Consider the following 19091-nt stretch of genomic DNA (forward strand, 5'->3'; position numbering starts at 1 on the left):
TGTCCTGGGGGTTGTCGTATCGTCAGGCCGTCTCGGTACCGGCGTCGTGAGTCAGGACGCCCTCCACATGAACAGCCTCGAGCTTGAGCTCACGATCAAAAACGGCGACATCGGCGCGACACCCCACGGCCAGTCGGCCGATATCGGGACGGCCGATGAAGTCCGCGGGCAGCTGCGACAGGCGACGCGAGGCATCGTCGAGCGACAATCCCACCGCCACGAGATTACGCAGGGCCTGATCCATGGTCAGCGTACTGCCGGCCAACGTGCCGTCGGCCAGTCTGACACCGCCCAGACACTTGGTGACATGCTGCTCGCCCAGCCGGTAGTCGCCATCCGGCATGCCGGCGGCGGCGGTGGAATCGGTGACGCCGTAGAGATGAGGAATGCAGCGCAGCGCGGCACGGATCGCACCGGGATGCACATGCAGCAGATCGGGGATGATCTCCGCGTAGTCCGCATGGGCGAGCGCGGCGCCGACCATGCCCGGTTCGCGATGATGCAGACCGGTCATGGCGTTGAACAGATGGGTAAATCCCTGCGCACCGCTTTCCAACCCGGCGACGCCCTCCTCGTAGCTGCCCAGCGTATGCCCCATCTGCACGCAGACATCGCGACGACGCAAATGACGAATCAGCTCGGCGTGGCCGCTTAGCTCCGGCGCCAGCGTGACCAGCCGTATCGGCGCCAGCGCGAGCAGCGCATCGATCTCCCCACACGTGCCGGGGCGCGCGTGCGGTGGCTGCGCACCGAGCTTACCCGGGTTGAGAAACGGCCCTTCCAGATGCACGCCCAGCAGCCGCGCCCCTCGTGCCGAGGGCCAGGGCAGCCGTGAGGCGATCTCGCCGAGCACGCGGCGGATGTCAGCCTCCGGCGCGGTCATCGTCGTCGCCAGAAAGCTGGTGGTACCGAATCGCACATGGGTCTCCGCCATGACCCCGACCGCGTCACCGCCTTCCATCGCATCGCGGCCACCGCCACCGTGGACGTGAAGATCGACGAAGCCCGGCAATAGGCGAGGATGATCGTTACTCTCCGGATCGACGGCCTCCCCTTCGATGGCGCTGATGCGGCCCGCTTGCCAAGTCAGGGTGCCGAGCCGCCAGCCGTCAGGCGTCAGAATGTTGCCATGGAGCATATAACGTCCTGTCTTCTCGGACTCACTGGGTCAATTCGACCATGAAGTCGTAATAATCGGTACGGCAGTAGGTCACCGTCAGTTCCGCCGCCTGCCCGTCGGCCACAAAGCCCAGCCGGGTGACCTTGAGCAGCGCCTGACCCGGTGCCACCTGGGCCAGGCGCGCCAGCTCGGCGTCGGCGTTGACCGCCGACACGTACTGCAGCGCGCGCACGATGGTCCGGCCGCGCGCCTCGAGATGCGCATAGAGCGACTGCGTCACGGCTAATGGGTCGCCGACAACGGCCACCGGGAGACAGCTCTCCTCCACGGCCACCACGACATCGTCGGCGAGGCGCAATCGTCGCAGCCGCGCGATCGGCGCGCCGTCACTCAGCCCCAGACGCCAACGCTCCTCCGCCATCGGCCAATCTTCCGTTCGCGATAGCCAGCGCGAACTGGGCCGATACCCACGCTGTTCCAGCAGTTCGGTAAAACTGGTCAACCGGGCCAGGGACTGATTGAGGCGCGGTGCAATGAAGGTCCCCGACCCGCGAGCACGCTGAATCAGTCCGATCGACACCAGCTGGTCCAATGCCTTGCGTGCGGTGATCCGCGAAATCCCTAGCCTCTCAGCGAGCGCTCGCTCCGAAGGCAGGGCGTCGCCGGCTTGCCAGAGGCCGGCTTCGATCGCTGCCTCGAGCTGGCGAGCGAGCTGCCGATAGAGTGGCGTAGGCTGTTCGGCGTCGAGCCGCAGGCGCTTCAGCGCGCTCTCCATGTCCCGCTCCCCATGCCACGGCCTCCTCTCGATGCTCGGATGACGACCTCGCGCCGGCAGCGCGTCTGCCTATGCTTTCAGCAATACCACTTGCAGACCACTCAAGCTACCTCTGACTAATACCTTTCACTGTCACGACAGACCGACTTTGGTCGCACTCGCGACTTTCTGCCATGCTTTCCCGATACCGCTCGATGGTCACTACCGCCATCGGCCCAGCACAACGCGACACAAGGACATGCGTCATGGGAAAAATTCTCGTCATCGGTGCCAACGGCCAGATCGGCCGCCAGTTCTGCGAGGTCGCTGCCGAAGCCGGCCTGTCGGTCAAGGCGATGATCCGTGATACCGGTCAGCAGGCGTGGTTCGGTGAGCGCGGCATCGATACGGTCATCGGGAATCTCGAGGGGCGTCTGCGCCACGCCTTCTACGGCTGTGACCAGATCGTCTTCGCCGCCGGCTCGGGCCCGCATACCGGGGCCGACAAAACGCTGATGATCGACCTGCACGGTGCCATCCGCGCGATCGATATCGCCCGCGGCATGGGACTACCTCAATTCCTGATGGTCAGTGCCCTGCACGCTGACGGGGTGTTCGAGGCGCCGGAAAAGCTACGCCCCTACTGCGCGGCCAAGGCGGCAGCGGATGCCCATCTGCGCAGTTCGGGCCTGCCCTACGCGATCGTCAAACCGGGACGCCTGACGGACGAACCGGCGACCCGGCGCGTACAGGTCGGCGAGCGGCGTCTCGATGGCACGACGTCCCGCGCCAACGTCGCCCACACGCTGCTGTATCTGGCGCAGCATCCGCGGCACCGCCAACGCGACATCACGCTGCTCGATGGCGACACCCCCATCGAGACCGCGCTGGCCGAGTAGCGCCTGGCTTCGGGGGCGAACCACCCCGCCCGCGGACTTATCCGGCCGCAATGCCCCGCCTGACGCCGGCATAGCGGCCATCGACGATGATGCCAGTCAGGCCGGCGTGGTTGGCGCCGCCAGCGCGGAATCCGTATAGTGGCGCTCTCGTCCACCGACCGATTCGAACCGATGCTGCAGAACAACTCTCTTCTGGCCCAGCTTAAGCAGGACATTCGCGCGAACACGCCCCGTGTCCAGGGCACCGTCAAGGCGACCGACAAGGGCTTCGGTTTCCTGGAAGCGGAGGATGGCGCCTCCTATTTCATTCCACCGCCCGCGATGAAGCAGGTCCTGCACGGCGACCGTGTCGAGGCCGTCATCAAGGAAGACGGCCACAAGAAGCAGGCCGATCCGGAGACGCTGCTCGAAGCCTCGCTCGATCGCTTCGTGGCCCGCGTGCAGAAACGCGATGGCCGCCTGGCCGTCATTCCCGACCATCCGTCCATCAACCTGGCGCTCAAGGCTCGCATCAAGCGCTCGCTGGACGAATCGACCATCGAGGACGGCGACTGGATCGTGGCACGCCTGGTGCGCCACCCCTTGCGCCCCGATGATCGCGGCTTCTTCACCCAGATCGACGAGATCGTGGTCAAGCGCGACGACCCGGCCGTGCCGTGGCGCGTGACGCTAGCCCGCCACGCGCTGGAGCAGGAGTGCCCGCCGGCGGCCGACGAGTGGCCGCTGCGTGAGGAAGGACTCGTTCGCGAGGACCTGACCGCCGAGCCGTTCTTCACTATCGACGGTGAGAAGACCCGCGATATGGACGATGCGCTGCGCATCGAGGCCACCGACGACGGCTGGAATCTGACCGTCGCGATCGCCGATCCGACCGCCTATGTCGACGAGTCTCACCCGGCCGACCAGGAAGCGCGCACGCGTGCCTTCACGGTCTATCTGCCGGGCCAGAACATCACCATGTTGCCCGAAGCGCTGGCAGATGATCTCTGCTCGCTGAAGCCGGAAGTCGATCGCCCGGTCCTGGCCTGTCGCCTTCACGTCCATGCCGACGGTACCCTGGGCGACTACCGCTTCTTCGCGGCGACGATCCGCTCCCAGGCGCGCCTCGTCTACGATCATGTTTCCGACTGGCTGGAAGAACAGCCCGACGCCGAGGCACCCGCCGAGTCGATCGCCCCGCAGCTCGTGGCGCTGGCCGACCTGTCACGCGCGCGCGCCGCATGGCGTGAAGCGAACACGCTGGTGTTCAAGGATCGTCCGGACTACGTCTTCGATCTCGACGACGCCGGCAACGTCCTCGCCGTGCGCACGGAAGAACGCCGCATCGCCCAGCGCATGATCGAAGAATCGATGATCGTCGCCAACGCCTGCTGCGCGGACCTGCTGGCGAAGGAAGTCGGCCACGGCATCTTCAACGTGCACAACGCCTTCGATCCGGAAAAGATCGACCAGGCGCTGGAGTTCCTGACGGCTCAGGAGATCGAGGTCGAGCGCGAGCAGCTCGCCGAACTCTCCCGCTATCGCGAACTCCGGCGTGCGCTCGACGCGCGCGAAGATGCCTGGCTGGACGCGCGCCTGCGCCGTTTCCAGGGCTATACCAACATGTCGGCCCGACCCGGCCCGCACTTTGGCCTGGGCCTGCCCGCCTACGCGACCTGGACCTCGCCGATCCGCAAGTACGGCGACATGGTCAACCATCGCCTGATCAAGCGCGTGCTCAAGGCCGAGGCCGCCCCCCAGGAAGCCAGCGAGCAGCTGACCGAGCAGTTGACCGAACGCCGCCGACTGAACCGAATGGCCGAGCGCGACGTCAAAGACTGGCTTTACGTGCGCTATCTGGGCGCCACGCTCGACCAGGGCGAGGTTTTCGATGCCGATATCATCGACATTCGCCGGGGTGGCATGCGTGTTCGACTGACCGCTAACGGGGCGACCGCCTTCGTGCCGGCGCCGATGCTGCACAGCGACCGTAACCAGGTGGCAATCGACGACAAGGAAGGACGCATCCAGATCGCTGGCGAAGCGCGTTACCAGCTCGGTGGCAGTCTCCGCGTCAAGCTGGTCGAGGCTCGCGAAGCTACCCGCTCACTGGTCGCGACACCGGCCGAGTGATGACACGCCGGTCTGCCGACGCAGGGACGCGTCGACAGGCTACCACCATGGTGTGAACCCCCTGTGACAGCAAGACGATATACTGCATTTGAAGCCTCGCCATTCTGCGGAATGCGCCTTCACGACAGGGATGGTTTTCAAGAGGAGCGGCACGTTGCATATTGCCGACGTCACGATGTTCTATGCCCCCGCCAGCGGCGGGGTTCGTACCTACCTGGATGCCAAGCACCGGCGCCTCGCCAAACTGCCCGGCATTACCTGCAGCCTACTGATTCCCGGGCCCCGCCTGTTCTCGCACGACGGCATTCATGAAGTGCCCGCGCCACCACTGCCTTTTGGGCAAGGGTACCGGTTCCCGCTGCGCCGACGCGGCTGGGAAAGCGAACTGACGCGCATCGCTCCGGACATCATCGAGGCCGGCGATCCCTACGTCACCGGCTGGGCAGCGCTGGATGCCGGACGCAAGCTGGATGTACCGGTGGTCGGCTTCTATCACTCCGACCTGCCCCGGCTGATCAGCAATCGCCTCGGCAAGGGGACCGATCGCCTGATCGAACGCTACGTCTACCGCCTCTATCGGCACTTCGATCAGGTTTTGGCACCCAGCCGCGTCATGGCCGACCGGTTGACATGCCTGGGCATCGAGCAGGTCGCGATCCAGCCACTCGGGGTGGATCTGGAAAGCTTTCACCCGGATCACCGCAACCCGGCGCTGCGCGGGCAACTGGGGCTCGACGACGACACCCGCCTGCTGATTTTCGTCGGGCGTGGCTCGCGCGAGAAGAACCTGCACGACTTGTTGGCAATGGCGCGCCTGCTGGGCAAGGGCTACCACCTGCTGCTCGTCGGCCCGAGCATGCCAGCCCAGGTACCGGACAATGTCAGCGTGATCGACCGTTATACGCCGACCGAGGAAGTCGCAAGCTGGCTTGCTACCAGCGACGCGCTAGTGCATGCCGGCACCCAGGAGACCTTCGGCCTGGTCGCGCTGGAAGCCATGGCGAGCGGCATTCCCGTCGTCGCCGCCCGCGCCGGCGCGCTGGCCGAGAACGTGCCACTGGGCTGTGGCCTGCTCAGCGAGCCCCACTCGCCTGCCGACATGGCGCGTGCGGTACGCGAGCTTTTCTCCAATCACGACGCCGTCAACGCCGGCCGTCGCGCGCGGCGCTATGTCGAACGCCACCACGACTGGGACATCGTCATCGATGGCCTGCTCTCTCACTATCGCCGCCTCACCAGCGCCACCGTGACAGCCGGCGCGACGGAGCAGGGCTCCCAGCATGGCTGATCGATCCGTCAACGGCCCTCACGGCGCCAACTCGGGCGCGTCAGATCGGCACTTCGCGCTGGTACTGCATGATATCGCGCCGGAAACCTGGCCCGACTACCAGGGATTCGTCGAGGCGGTGGATCGCCTTGCCGAGCGCTACGGGCCGATTCCGATCACCTGGCTCGTGGTTCCCGACTTCCACGGCCGGGGCGAGTGCCGCGAAAGCCGAACGCTGCGCCGGGTCCTCGACGATCGACTGGCACGCGGCGACGAACTGACCCTGCACGGCTACTACCATCGCGACGACGCGCCGACACCGCGCACGCCACGCGACTATTACATGCGTCGCATCTACACCTGGGAGGGCGAGTTCTACTCGCTGGACGCGCAGCGTGCCGGCACGCTGCTCGACCGAGGCATCGCCCAGTTCGACGCCTGCGGCTGGCCACACGGCGGTTTTGTTGCTCCCGCCTGGCTGATGAGCCCGGGTACCCGACAGGCACTCGCCGAACGCCCGTTTCGCTATACCAGTAACCCTCAACACCTGTACCGCCTGCCAAGCTTTACACCAATCGAGGCCCCCAGCATTGTCTGGAGCGCGCGTAGCGCCTGGCGGCGCGGCATGTCGCGGGTAGTCAGCAACCTGCAATATCGCCGTGCCCGCGAAGCGCCGCTCATGCGGTTGGCGCTGCATCCGGTCGATATGCGCCACCGTAGCTCCCACGACTACTGGTTGCAGCTGGTGGAGCGCTTACTGCAAAGCGGCCGACAGCCGGTCACCAAGCAGGCATGGCTCGCGCGTCACGCGCCCGATCTGATAGACGGGGACCGCGGCGCGGCATGAAACGCATCCTCTGGTGCCTGGCGCTAGGGCTGGTCGCGGCGCTGGCGATTCCGATCCTGATCGGCGGCGGCGGAATCGTGGACGAGCTGCGCGGTTTTCCGACCTCGCAGCTGCTGCTCATGCTGGGCATGATCGTGATCTGCTGGAACCTCAACGCGCTGCGTCTGCGGGTACTGCTGGCCGGTCGCGCCGGCCGCCTGTCACAGTGGCGCGCGTTCTCGATCGTCATGGCGACGGAATTCGCCATCTGTGCCACGCCCGGCGGTACCGGCGGCCCGTTGACCTTGCTGGGTCTGCTGGCTCGCCGCGGCGTTCGTCCGGCACAGGCCTCGGCGATCTTTGCGGTCGATCAGCTGACCGATCTGCTGTTCTTTCTGTCCGGACTCCTGGGCGTGGCCCTCTACGTGTTGATCGAGGCCGTCGACCTGCAGCTCGGCTGGCTGGTCGGACTACCGACATTACTGCTGGTCGTCGCGCTCGTGCTGCTGTGGCTCACGCTGCACAACTACGCTCGCGTCATGCAGATAACCGGTCGCTGGCTGGCGAGGCTCAACGTCAAGCGACGCTCGCGCTTTGGTCTGGCACGGCGGCTACTGCACTTTCGCAACTCGCTGGTTGAAACCCTGCGCCTGCCTCGCTGGCAGCTGCTGGCGGTCTTCCTGCTCTGCTGTGCTCACTGGCTGGTGCGCTACAGCGTGCTTTACCTGGTCGTTCAGGGGCTCGGCCAGCATATCGACTGGGCCTGGACCTTCCTGGTGCAGATGGTATCGATGGCAGCCGGGCAACTGAGCTTCCTGCCCGGAGGCGCGGGAGGCGCTGAGCTCACCTCCTCCGCGCTGCTGACACCGCTGATCGGCGCGCAGAGCGCAGCGGCTGCCGTGCTCATCTGGCGCTTCGTGACCTACTACTTCTATCTGCTCGCCGGCTTCCCGGTCTTCGTTCTCACGGCAGGCCGGGCCTTCCTACGCATGATAAGTCAGCGCAAGCGCACCTGAAGCACTAGAGCAACCGGCCCTGCCGGTCCGTCACGCCCTCTCCCCCGAATCGCCATAGCCCAAATCAGTGGCAAAGCCTGTTCCCGCGTTGCGGCCGGCATGGGATGAAGCATAAAAAACGGCCCGCCGGACGCAAGTCCGACGGGCCGTTTATCGAGGGCTTGGCCTCGCGCTATCCGCAGCGACTTACCAGCCGGTTGCCACCTTCAGCGCATCGCCGATCTCGGCGAGAGAACGCACTGTCTTGACGCCCGCGTCTTCCAGCGCTTTGAACTTCTCGTCAGCGGTGCCTTTGCCACCGGCGATGATGGCGCCGGCGTGGCCCATACGCTTGCCCGGAGGCGCCGTGACACCGGCGATGTAGGAAACGACCGGCTTGGAGACATTGGCCTTGATGTAGGCTGCCGCTTCTTCTTCGGCGGTCCCGCCGATCTCGCCGATCATCACGATCGCTTCGGTCTGCGGATCCTTCTCGAACATCTCGAGGATGTCGATGAAGGTGGAGCCCGGGATCGGGTCACCGCCGATGCCCACGCAGGTGGACTGGCCGAAGCCGTGGTCGGTGGTCTGCTTGACCGCCTCGTAGGTCAGGGTGCCGGAACGCGACACGATGCCGACCTTGCCCGGCTTGTGGATGTGGCCCGGCATGATGCCGATCTTGGTCTCGCCCGGCGTGATGACACCCGGGCAGTTCGGGCCGATCAGGCGCACGCCCAGCTCGTCGCACTTGACCTTGACGTCAAGCATGTCGAGGGTCGGAATGCCTTCGGTGATGCAGACGATCAGCTTGATGCCCGCGTTGGCGGCTTCCAGGATCGAGTCCTTGCAGAACGGCGCCGGCACGTAGATGACGGAGGCTTCCGCGCCGGTCTGTTCGACCGCTTCCTTGACGGTGTTGAACACCGGCAGACCCAGATGCTCCTGGCCACCCTTGCCCGGCGTGACGCCACCGACCATGTTGGTGCCGTAGGCGATCGCCTGCTCGGAGTGGAACGTCCCCTGGCCACCGGTGAAGCCCTGGCAGATGACCTTGGTGCTCTTGTCGATCAGGATACTCATTACTTGCCCTCCGCCGCTTTGACGACCTGCTGAGCCGCGTCAGTCAGGCTGGTAGCAGCGATGATGTTCAGACCGCTGGAGGCCAGCTTCTCGGCACCCAGCTCGGCGTTATTCCCTTCCAGGCGCACCACCACCGGCACGTTGACACCGACCTGCTCGACGGCACCGATGATGCCCTCGGCGATCATGTCGCAACGCACGATACCGCCGAAGATGTTGACCAGCACGGCCTTGACGTTGGTATCGGAGAGGATGATCTTGAACGCCTCGGCCACACGCTCCTTGGTTGCACCACCGCCGACATCGAGGAAGTTGGCCGGGCTACCGCCGTTCAGGTTGACGATATCCATGGTACCCATGGCAAGACCGGCGCCGTTGACCATGCAGCCGATGTTGCCGTCGAGCGCCACGTAGTTCAGTTCCCACTGCTGAGCATGCGCTTCGCGCTCGTCTTCCTGAGACGGATCGCGCATTGCCTGCAGATCCGGGTGACGATAGAGCGCGTTGGCATCGAGGTTGATCTTGGCGTCGAGGCAGTGCAGGTTGCCTTCGTCGGTGATCACCAGCGGGTTGATCTCGAGCAGCGCCAGATCCTTGTCGTGGAACAGCTTCGAGAGCCCCAGGAAGATCTTGGTGAACTGCTTGATCTGCTCCTTGTTCAGGCCCAGCTGGAACGCCAGTTCACGTGCCTGATACGGCTGCGCGCCGACCAGGGGATCGATCTCGGCCTTGAGGATCTTCTCGGGGGTTTCCTCGGCAACCTTCTCGATCTCGACACCACCTTCGGTGGACGCCATGAAGACAACGCGACGGGTCGCGCGGTCGACGACGGCACCGAGGTAGAGTTCGCTGGCGATGTCGGTGCAGTTCTCGACCAGAATCTTGGCCACCGGCTGACCGTGCTCGTCGGTCTGGAAGGTCACCAGATTCTTGCCCAGCCACTGCTCGGCGAAGGCCTTGGCTTCGTCCGGGCTCTGGACCAGCTTGACGCCGCCCGCCTTGCCGCGACCACCGGCGTGGACCTGTGCCTTGACGACCCACTTGTCGCCACCGATCTTCTTGCACGCCTGCGCGGCTTCTTCGGGGGTGTCGACGGCGAAGCCCTTGGACACCGGAAGGCCGTAATCGGCAAACAGCTGTTTACCCTGATACTCGTGAAGGTTCATCGATTCATGCCATTAGGTTGCATGTGACTCGAATGGCGGCGGGCTACCGTGATCGGCCCGCCACCCCCGTGCCGCGAAAAAGACGCGGCACCTAAACGCAAGGACGCCGGCGGCGGTCTTATTTGCGCTTCTTGCGGTTGGCCATGTGGATGGCGTGGCCATCGACGGCCAGCGCTGCCTCGTGCACCGCTTCGGACAGCGTCGGGTGCGCAAAGCAGGTCAGGGCCAGATCTTCCGCGCTGGAGCCGAACTCCATCGCGATCACGCCCTGAGCGATCAGCTCGCCCGCGTGCTGCCCCAGAATATGCACGCCCAGCACGCGGTCGGTCTCGGCCTCGGCGATCACCTTGACCATGCCTTCCGGCGCGTTGTTAGCCAGCGCGCGCCCGCTCGCGGAGAACGGGAAGGAACCGGTCTTGACCTCGATTCCCTGCTCCTTGGCCTGCTGTTCATTCATGCCGACCCAGGCCACTTCCGGCGCGGTATAGATGACACTGGGGATGGCGTCGTAGTTCATCTCCGGCTTCTGGCCGGCGATGACATCAGCCACCATGACGCCCTCTTCGGATGCCTTGTGCGCCAGCATCGGACCGCGCACGACGTCGCCGATGGCATAGACACCCGAGACATTGGTGCGGCACTGGTCGTCGACGACAATGAAGCCGCGCTCGTCGAGCTTGATACCGGCGCTATCATCGAGCAGGTTCTCGGTATAGGGCTTGCGGCCGACACAAACGATCAGCTTGTCGAAGGTCTGTTCCTGCTCGCCCTCGCTGTCGGTGTACTTGACCACGACTTCCCGCTTGTCGCCCTTGCCCTTGATCTCGGAGCCGGTCACGCGGGCGCCCATCTTGATGTCGAGACCCTGCTTCTTGAGCAGTTTCTGAGCCTCTTTCGAGATCGCCTGATCGACCATCGGCAGGAAGCTGTCGAGCGCTTCGAGGACAGTGACTTCGCTGCCCAGACGATTCCACACGCTACCCAGCTCGAGGCCGATGACACCAGCACCGATGACACCGAGGCGCTGGGGTGCGGATTCGAACTCCAGCGCACCGGCGGAATCGACGATGATGTCGTCGGTCATCGGTGCCGGCGGAATGTTCACCGGCACCGAGCCGGAGGCGATGATGACGTTTTCCGCTTCGTAGGTCTCGGCCTTGCCGTCATGTCCGGTCACTTCGACCTTCTTGCCGTCGAGCAGCTTGCCAGTGCCTTCGAGCGCGGTCACGCCGTTGGACTTGAACAGCATGCTGATGCCGCCGGTATTCTTGGCGATGACGCTGTTCTTGAACTCCATCATCTTCTTCACGTCGGTCTCGACATCACCGACGTTGATGCCGATTTCGGCAAAATGATCGCGCGTCTCGACAAACTTGTGCGAGGTCTCGAGCAGCGCCTTGGAGGGAATACAGCCCACGTTCAGGCAGGTGCCACCGTGGACGGTCTTGCCTTCCTTGTTGACCCACTTCTCGACACAGGCCGTCTTGAGGCCCAGCTGCGCGGCATGAATCGCGGCCACATAGCCGCCAGGGCCGGCACCAATGACGATCACATCGAATTTATCGGCCATTACACATTTCCTGTTCGCTTCGTTGGTCATTCGCCGGGACTGACCCGGCGAATCGAATCTTCAGTCCGTGGCAGCGCGACTCAGATATCGAGCAGCAGGCGTGCCGGATCCTCGAGCAGCGACTTGATCGCCACCAGGAACTGCACCGCATCCTTGCCATCGATCATGCGGTGGTCGTAGGAGACGGCCAGATACATCATCGGACGGATCTCGACCTTGCCGTTCACTGCCATCGGGCGTTCCTGGATCTTGTGCATGCCCAGGATCGCGGTCTGCGGCGGATTGAGGATCGGCGTCGACATCAGCGAGCCGAAGATCCCACCGTTGGTGATGGTGAAGGTACCGCCCTGCATGTCCTCGATGCCGAGCTTGCCTTCGCGACCACGCTGCCCGAAATCACCGATCGCCTTTTCGACATCAGCCAGCTTCATGCTGTCAGTATCGCGCAGCACCGGCACCACCAGCCCACGCGGCGTGGAGACGGCGACGCCGATATCCTGGTAGCCGTGGTAGACGATGTCGGTGCCGTCGATGGAAGCGTTGACGTCCGGGAAGCGCTTGAGCGCCTCGGTTGCCGCCTTGACGAAGAAGCCCATGAAGCCGAGCTTGACGTCGTGCGCCTTGAGGAAGGTGTCCTTGTACTGGCTGCGCAGCGCCATGACCGCGCTCATGTCCACCTCGTTGTAGGTGGTGAGCATCGCGGCGGTCTGCTGCGCCTGAACCAGACGCTTGGCAATGGTCTGGCGCAGCCGGCTCATCGGTACGCGCTGCTCGGGGCGCTCACCCTCGATCGCGGGGGTCTTCGGCGCCGCGGCGGAGGAGGGCTTGGAGCCGGCGCCACCACCGGCGGACTTCTTGGCCGAACCGTCCTTGAGGGCTTTCTGCACGTCTTCCTTCAGGACGCGGCCGCCCTTGCCGGTCCCCTGGATCTTTGCCGCATCGAGGTCGTTCTCGGCGACCAGTTTGCGAGCGGCCGGCGCCAGGATCTTGCCGTCGACCTTGGCATCCTCTTCACCACCGTCGTCACTGGAGGCGGCCGCCTGGTCGCCACCAGGCTCGGCGGACGCCGAGCCGCCCTCACCGCCGGCGCCTTCGGCAAAGGTTGCCAGCAGCGCTTCGGATTCGACCTGCTCGCCTTCCTGAACCTTGATCTCGGCAAGCGCGCCGTCGGCCGGTGCCACGACTTCCAGCACGACCTTGTCGGTTTCGATTTCGGCCAGCACCTCGTCACGCTTGACCGCTTCACCGACCTGCTTGTTCCAGCTCGCGACGGTGCCTTCCTGCACGGATTCCGGGAAGCTCGGCGCCTTCACATCATGGCGTTTGCCGGAAGCCGCCGGTTTGTCGTCGCCACCGGAAGCCGATGCCACGGATGCCTTCTCATCGCCGCCCGTATCGCCATCGTCGGCGGACTCGCTCTTGCCACCTTCGGCGGCAGCGCCCAGTACGCCCAGAACCTGCTCGGATTCGCAGGTGTCACCCTCTTCCACCTTGATGTCGGAGAGCGTACCCGCCTCCGGCGCCACGACTTCCAGCACGACCTTGTCGGTCTCGATCTCGACGATCAGTTCATCGCGCTCGACGCTGTCACCTACCTTCTTGTGCCAGGTGGCGACGGTTCCCTCGGCAACGGATTCGGGAAAAGTCGGCGCTTTGATATCAGTAGCCATGTCGTATCCTTAGTCTCATTTCTCTCGCGGTGACGCGCCTCAGGCGTTGAAGGCGTCGTCGACCAGCTGGCTCTGTTGTGCCACATGGACAGACATATAGCCTGCGGCTGGTGCGGCGGATGCCGGACGACCAGCAAACTTGAGGCTGTGGTCCAATCCCTCGCGCACCATGCTCGCCACCAGGCGGAGATGATGCTGGCTCTGATACCAGGCGCCCTGATTGAGCGGTTCTTCCTGACACCAGACGACCTGTTCCAGATTCGGATAGGCCTTGAGCGCCTCGAAAAGCTCGTCCTTCGGGAAGGGGTAGAGCTGTTCGACGCGAATGATCGCCGTATCGCGGCGCTCGTTATCGGCCCGGTAAGTCGCGAGATCATAGTAGACCTTGCCCGAGCAGAGCACGGCTCGCTTGACCGCATCGGCTTCGAGCTCGGCGACGTCGGGAATCACCGTCTGGAAACGCCCCTCGGCCAGCTCCTGCATGCTCGAGGTCGCATCCTTGTGCCGCAGCAGGCTCTTCGGCGACATCACGATCAGCGGCTTGCGCAATGGGCGGATGACCTGGCGTCGCAGCAGGTGGAAGATCTGCGCCGGCGTCGTCGGCACGCAAACCTGCATGTTGTGCTCGGCGCACAGCTGCAGGAAGCGTTCGAGACGCGCGGACGAGTGCTCCGGCCCCTGCCCCTCGTAGCCATGCGGCAGCAGCAGTGTCAGACCGCAGAGGCGAGCCCACTTGGATTCGCCGGAGGAGATGAACTGGTCGACGACGACCTGCGCACCATTGAAGAAGTCGCCGAACTGGGCTTCCCAGACGATCAGCGCATTGGGCATCGTCGTCGCGTAGCCATACTCGAATGCCAGCACCGCTTCCTCGGAGAGGAAAGAGTCGTGGATCGTGAATCGAGGCTGGTCGTCGCGGATATGCTGCAGCGGAATGTAGGTCGACCCATCGGCCTGGTTATGCACGACCGCATGACGATGCGAGAACGTGCCGCGACCGGAGTCCTGCCCGGTCAGACGCACCGGGTGCCCTGCGTCGACCAGCGTGGCGTAGGCCAGCGTCTCGGCAAACCCCCAGTTCATCGGCTGGCTGCCGGCGAGCATCTTGCGACGCTCCTCGTAGACCCGCGCCACCTGGCGTTGCACCTCGACCCCGTTGGGGATCTCGCTCATTTTCTGGGCCAGCTGCGTCAGATGCTCGAGATCGCAGCTGGTGTCCGCGTCCGCTGACCACTCGTGCCCGAGGTACGGTGTCCAGTCGACGAACAGACCGGTATTGGGCTGCTTGACCAGCGCGTTGGCGACGTGATTGCCGGCCAGCAGATCGTCACGATACTGCTCGCCCATCTGCTTGGCCTGATCTTCCGTCAGCACCCCTTCCTTGATCAGCTGCTCGACGTAGAGCGTGCGCGTCGACTTGTGCGACTTGATCTTGGCGTACATCAGCGGCTGCGTACCGGAAGGCTCGTCGGCCTCGTTGTGGCCGCGGCGACGGTAGCAAACCAGATCGATCACCACGTCGCGCTTGAACTCCTTGCGGTAGTCCACTGCCACCTGCGTGGCATGCAGCACGGCTTCCGGGTCGTCGCCGTTGACGTGGAAGATCGGCGCCTGAACCATCTTCGCGATATCGGTGCAGTACTCGGTGGAGCGAGCGTCCTCGGCTCGCGAGGTGGTGAAGCCGACCTGATTGTTGATCACCACGTGCAGCGTGCCGCCGGTCTTGTAACCGCGGGTCTGCGACATCTGGAAGGTTTCCATGACCACGCCTTGACCGGCGAAGGCGGCATCGCCATGGATCACGACCGGCAAGACCTGCTGCCCGCCCTCGTCGTCGCGACGATCCTGCCGCGCCCGCACGGAGCCTTCAACCACCGGCGAAACGATTTCCAGGTGTGACGGGTTGAACGCCAGCGCCAGATGCACCTCGCCGCCCGGCGTCATCACGTTCGAGCTGAAGCCCTGATGATACTTGACATCCCCCGAGCCGTGCTCGATCTGCTTCTTGCCGTCGAACTCATCGATCAGCTCGGAAGGACTCTTGCCAAGGATATTGACCAGCAGGTTGAGGCGCCCGCGGTGGGCCATGCCGATGACCACCTCCTTGACACCATAGTTGCCACTGCGCTGGATGACTTCGTCCATCATCGGAATGAAGGATTCGCCACCCTCGAGGCCAAAGCGCTTGGTGCCCGGATACTTGGACGCCAGATAGCTTTCCAGTCCTTCTGCCGCGGTCAACCGCTCCAGCAGATGCTCGCGTTCGCTGAGGCTGTATTTCGGTTTCGAGCGCACGGACTCGAAGCGCTGCTGCAGCCAGCGCTTCTCGTCGGTATTGACGATGTGCATGAACTCGCAGCCGATGGAACGGCAGTAGGTCTGATCCAGCGCCTCGATGATCTCCTTGAGCGGGGCCTCATCCTTGCCCAGGAAGAACGAACCGGTCTGGAACTCGGTGTTCATGTCGGCCTGGGTGAGGTCGTGGAAGGAGAGATCGAGATCGGGAACCGTTTCGGACTGCCGCAGCCCCAGCGGGTCGATATCCGCGCGCTGGTGGCCACGGAAACGATAGGCGTTGATCAGCTGGAGAACCTTGACCTGCTTGCGGCTTTCCTGGCTGCCGGCGCTGCTGGCCGGAATCGAGGGGCGACGCTCGCGCGCCAGCTGGTAGAACTCTTCCCGAATGGGACCGAGAGGAACGTCGTGGGAGGGGGTACCTTCCAGGCGCGGCAGCTGATCAAAAGCCTGACGCCATTCATCGGGAACAGTTGTGGGATCGTTCAGGTACTGCTCGTAGAGCGCTTCTACATAGTGGGCGTTGCCGCCACTCATATGAGAAGTGCGCCACATCAACTCCATTATGCCTTCTTGCATCTCTCGTTCACCCTGCACTGATGGGGTGTTGTCGGCGCCGGTCGCGGTTACGCGCCTCGGCGTCACTCCGGAACCGTCGCGAGACGGCGAAACGACCAGACCAATCAAGGCGTCGTCATGATCGTTAAAAGCCGGTGCACAAGGCACCGGCTAACATCTTGGGCGGCATCCGGCTGCGACATGTCGTCGCAGCCGACCGCGTACGCCCATGATAACAAGCCAGGCGTTACGATTTAAGTCGTAGTTGACCTGATCGTCGATCAGGTCGCGTTCGACAGCAGCATTTCACGAATCTTGCCAATCGCCCGCGTCGGGTTGAGCCCTTTCGGACAGACCGAGACGCAGTTCATGATGCCGCGGCAACGGAACAGACTGAACGGATCCTCGAGCTCGGCGAGACGCGACGATGTCGCGGTGTCACGCGAGTCCGCCAGGAATCGATAGGCCTGCAGCAGCCCCGCCGGACCGACGAACTTGTCCGGGTTCCACCAGAACGACGGGCACGACGTCGAGCAGCACGCACACAGGATGCACTCGTAGAGACCGTCCAGCTTGTCGCGGTCTTCCGGCGACTGCAGCCGTTCGATCGCCGGCTCGGCCGTATCGTTTTGCAGATACGGCTGCATCCGCTCGTACTGCTTGTAGAACAGGTTCATATCGACAACGAGATCACGCATGACCGGCAGCCCCGGCAGCGGTCGCAGCACCAGCTTGTTGTCCTTGACCACGTCTGAGATCGGCGTGATGCAGGCCAGCCCGTTGGTGCCGTTCATGTTCATGCCATCGGAACCGCAGACGCCCTCGCGGCAGCTGCGACGAAACGCCAGCGAGCTGTCCTGATCCTTGATCATGGTCAGGACGTTGAGCACCATCAGATCGCGACCCTGCGTGTCGATCTGGAACTCCTGCATGTAAGGCGCGGAGTCGGTCTCGGGGTTGTAGCGGTAAACGGAAACCTGAAGATTGGACATGGATGACAACCCCCTCAATAGGTACGGATTTTCGGCTCGAAGGTATCGACCGTCTTCGGCGTGAAGTTCACTTCACGCTTGGTCACCGTCTTGTCGCCCGGATGGAACAGCGAGTGCTTCAGCCAGTTGACGTCGTCGCGATCCGGGTAGTCGTAGCGCGAATGTGCACCGCGACTCTCCTTGCGCTCCAGCGCGGCAATCGCCGTCGCTTCGGCAACCTCGAGCAGATTGTCCAGCTCCAGCGCTTCGACACGCGCGGTGTTGAAGGCATTGGACTTGTCACCCAGATGCGCCTGGCCGATACGCTCGCGTAGCTCGCCAAGCTGCTTCACCCCCTCCTGCATGTTGTCTTCCTGACGGAAGACACCGAAGGCGTTCTGCATGATGTTCTGAAGCTCTGTCTTGAGATCGTGGACCGACTCGCCGCCACTGGACTCGTTCCAGCGCGCCATGCGACTCATGGCCTGGTCGACGTCGGACTGGGTCGCATCCAGATAGTCGACGCCCTCGTTGAGCGACTTTTCGATATGGATGCCGGCAGCGCGGCCGAAAACGACCAGGTCGAGCAGCGAGTTTCCACCCAGACGGTTGGCGCCGTGAACGGACACACAGGCCGCCTCGCCACAGGCGAACAGACCATTGATGATCTGGTCGTTGCCGTCGCCATCCTGCATCAGCGCCTGACCGTGAACGTTGGTCGGGATGCCGCCCATCATGTAGTGACAGGTCGGGGTGACCGGAATCGGCGCCTTGACCGGATCGACATGCGCGAAGGTCTTGGAGAGCTCGACGATCCCGGGCAGGCGCTTCATCAGCACCTCTTCGCCAAGGTGGTCGAGCTTGAGCATGACGTGGTCGGCGTTCTCGCCACAACCGCGCCCTTCCAGCACCTCCATGACCATCGCACGCGCCACGACATCACGGCCGGCCAGATCCTTGGCGTTGGGCGCATAGCGCTCCATGAACCGCTCACCGTCCTTGTTGACGAGATAGCCGCCCTCGCCGCGGCAACCCTCGGTTACCAGACAGCCTGCCCCGTGGATGCCGGTCGGGTGGAACTGCCACATCTCGATGTCCTGCACCGGGAAGCCGGCACGCAGCGCCATGCCGATACCGTCACCGGTGTTGATCAGGGCGTTGGTGGTCGAGGCGTAAATACGCCCGGCACCGCCGGTCGCCAGCACCGTCGCCTTGGACTTGACGTGCACCACTTCGCCGGTCTCGATGCATAGCGCGATGCAGCCGACCACGTCACCGTTGGCATTCTTGACCAGATCGACCGCGTACCACTCGTCCAGAAAGACCGTATTGTTCTTCAGGTTATTCTGGTAAAGCGTATGCAGCAGCGCATGCCCCGTACGGTCGGCAGCGGCACAGGTTCGGGCCGCTTGGCCGCCCTTGCCGAAATCCTTGGACTGCCCGCCGAACGGCCGCTGATAAATGCGACCGTTGTCGAAACGAGAGAACGGCAGCCCCATGTGCTCGAGTTCAAAGACCGCCTTCGGCCCCTCGTTGCACATGTATTCGATCGCATCCTGGTCGCCGATGTAGTCCGACCCTTTGACGGTGTCGTACATGTGCCAGCGCCAATCGTCATTGGGATCGGCCGATGCAATGGCACAGGTGATGCCACCCTGCGCCGAGACAGTGTGCGAACGCGTCGGGAAGACCTTCGACAGCACCGCGGTCTTCTTGCCGGATTTGGCCAGTTCGAGCGCTGCTCGCAGGCCGGAACCGCCACCACCGATGATGATGGCGTCGAATGTCAGGTTACGCATGGTAGACAT

The 19091-nt window shown here is 63.9% G+C and carries 14 protein-coding genes; 5 read left to right on the forward strand and 9 right to left on the reverse strand.

Annotation, left to right across the window (positions count from 1 at the left end; all coding sequences use genetic code 11):
* Window positions 1-22: 22 nt before the first annotated feature.
* Window positions 23-1138 carry an N-acetylglucosamine-6-phosphate deacetylase gene (nagA, locus tag MC381_RS05990; RefSeq protein WP_251976818.1) on the reverse strand — a complete coding sequence of 372 codons (1116 nt, stop codon included), beginning with the start codon at window positions 1136-1138 and terminating at the stop codon, window positions 23-25.
* Window positions 1139-1160: 22 nt separating this feature from the next.
* Window positions 1161-1895: a GntR family transcriptional regulator gene (locus MC381_RS05995; protein ID WP_251976819.1), complete on the reverse strand. Its 735-nt coding sequence runs from the start codon at window positions 1893-1895 to the stop codon at window positions 1161-1163.
* Between the two features lie 245 nt (window positions 1896-2140).
* Between MC381_RS05995 and MC381_RS06000 the strand changes: the two genes are divergently transcribed.
* The 5 genes from MC381_RS06000 to gpgF all read left to right on the forward strand — a co-directional run bounded on the left by MC381_RS06000 (window position 2141) and on the right by gpgF (window position 7994).
* Window positions 2141-2773 (forward strand): NAD(P)H-binding protein, encoded by a 633-nt coding sequence (locus tag MC381_RS06000; protein WP_251976820.1) that lies wholly within the window; start codon window positions 2141-2143, stop codon window positions 2771-2773.
* 171 nt (window positions 2774-2944) lie between these two features.
* Window positions 2945-4885, forward strand: a complete 1941-nt coding sequence (locus tag MC381_RS06005; RefSeq protein WP_251976821.1) for an exoribonuclease II — start codon at window positions 2945-2947, stop codon at window positions 4883-4885.
* A 154-nt stretch (window positions 4886-5039) separates the two neighbouring features.
* Window positions 5040-6173 carry an N-acetylglucosaminyl phosphatidylglycerol synthase gene (gene gpgS, locus MC381_RS06010; RefSeq protein WP_251976822.1) on the forward strand — a complete coding sequence of 378 codons (1134 nt, stop codon included), beginning with the start codon at window positions 5040-5042 and terminating at the stop codon, window positions 6171-6173.
* Complete coding sequence (gpgD, locus tag MC381_RS06015) at window positions 6166-6999, forward strand: N-acetylglucosaminyl phosphatidylglycerol deacetylase (RefSeq protein ID WP_251976823.1); 834 nt, start codon at window positions 6166-6168, stop codon at window positions 6997-6999. The genes gpgS and gpgD overlap by 8 nt, the downstream gene beginning before the upstream one ends.
* Complete coding sequence (gene gpgF / locus MC381_RS06020) at window positions 6996-7994, forward strand: glucosaminyl phosphatidylglycerol flippase (RefSeq protein WP_251976824.1); 999 nt, start codon at window positions 6996-6998, stop codon at window positions 7992-7994. The genes gpgD and gpgF overlap by 4 nt, the downstream gene beginning before the upstream one ends.
* 186 nt (window positions 7995-8180) lie before the next feature.
* Here the strand turns inward: gpgF and sucD are convergent, their stop codons facing one another.
* From sucD to sdhA, 7 genes are all read right to left on the reverse strand, one after another.
* On the reverse strand, window positions 8181-9053 hold the full coding sequence (gene sucD, locus MC381_RS06025) for a succinate--CoA ligase subunit alpha (RefSeq protein ID WP_251976825.1): 873 nt from the start codon (window positions 9051-9053) through the stop codon (window positions 8181-8183).
* A complete protein-coding gene (sucC, locus tag MC381_RS06030; RefSeq protein WP_251976826.1) occupies window positions 9053-10219 on the reverse strand; it encodes an ADP-forming succinate--CoA ligase subunit beta in 1167 nt (388 codons plus the stop codon). Before sucC ends, sucD begins: the two co-directional genes overlap by 1 nt.
* Window positions 10220-10337: 118 nt before the next feature.
* Window positions 10338-11819: a dihydrolipoyl dehydrogenase gene (lpdA, locus tag MC381_RS06035; protein WP_335342010.1), complete on the reverse strand. Its 1482-nt coding sequence runs from the start codon at window positions 11817-11819 to the stop codon at window positions 10338-10340.
* Window positions 11820-11869: 50 nt separating this feature from the next.
* A complete protein-coding gene (gene odhB / locus MC381_RS06040; RefSeq protein WP_251976828.1) occupies window positions 11870-13459 on the reverse strand; it encodes a 2-oxoglutarate dehydrogenase complex dihydrolipoyllysine-residue succinyltransferase in 1590 nt (529 codons plus the stop codon).
* 39 nt (window positions 13460-13498) lie between these two features.
* A complete protein-coding gene (locus tag MC381_RS06045) occupies window positions 13499-16333 on the reverse strand; it encodes a 2-oxoglutarate dehydrogenase E1 component (RefSeq protein WP_251976829.1) in 2835 nt (944 codons plus the stop codon).
* Window positions 16334-16593: 260 nt separating this feature from the next.
* On the reverse strand, window positions 16594-17304 hold the full coding sequence (locus MC381_RS06050) for a succinate dehydrogenase iron-sulfur subunit (RefSeq protein WP_251976830.1): 711 nt from the start codon (window positions 17302-17304) through the stop codon (window positions 16594-16596).
* A 14-nt stretch (window positions 17305-17318) separates the two neighbouring features.
* Complete coding sequence (gene sdhA / locus MC381_RS06055) at window positions 17319-19091, reverse strand: succinate dehydrogenase flavoprotein subunit (RefSeq protein WP_251976831.1); 1773 nt, start codon at window positions 19089-19091, stop codon at window positions 17319-17321.

It is taken from the genome of Salinicola avicenniae, from assembly GCF_023736115.1.
In the GTDB taxonomy this organism is placed as follows: Bacteria; Pseudomonadota; Gammaproteobacteria; order Pseudomonadales; family Halomonadaceae; genus Salinicola; species Salinicola avicenniae.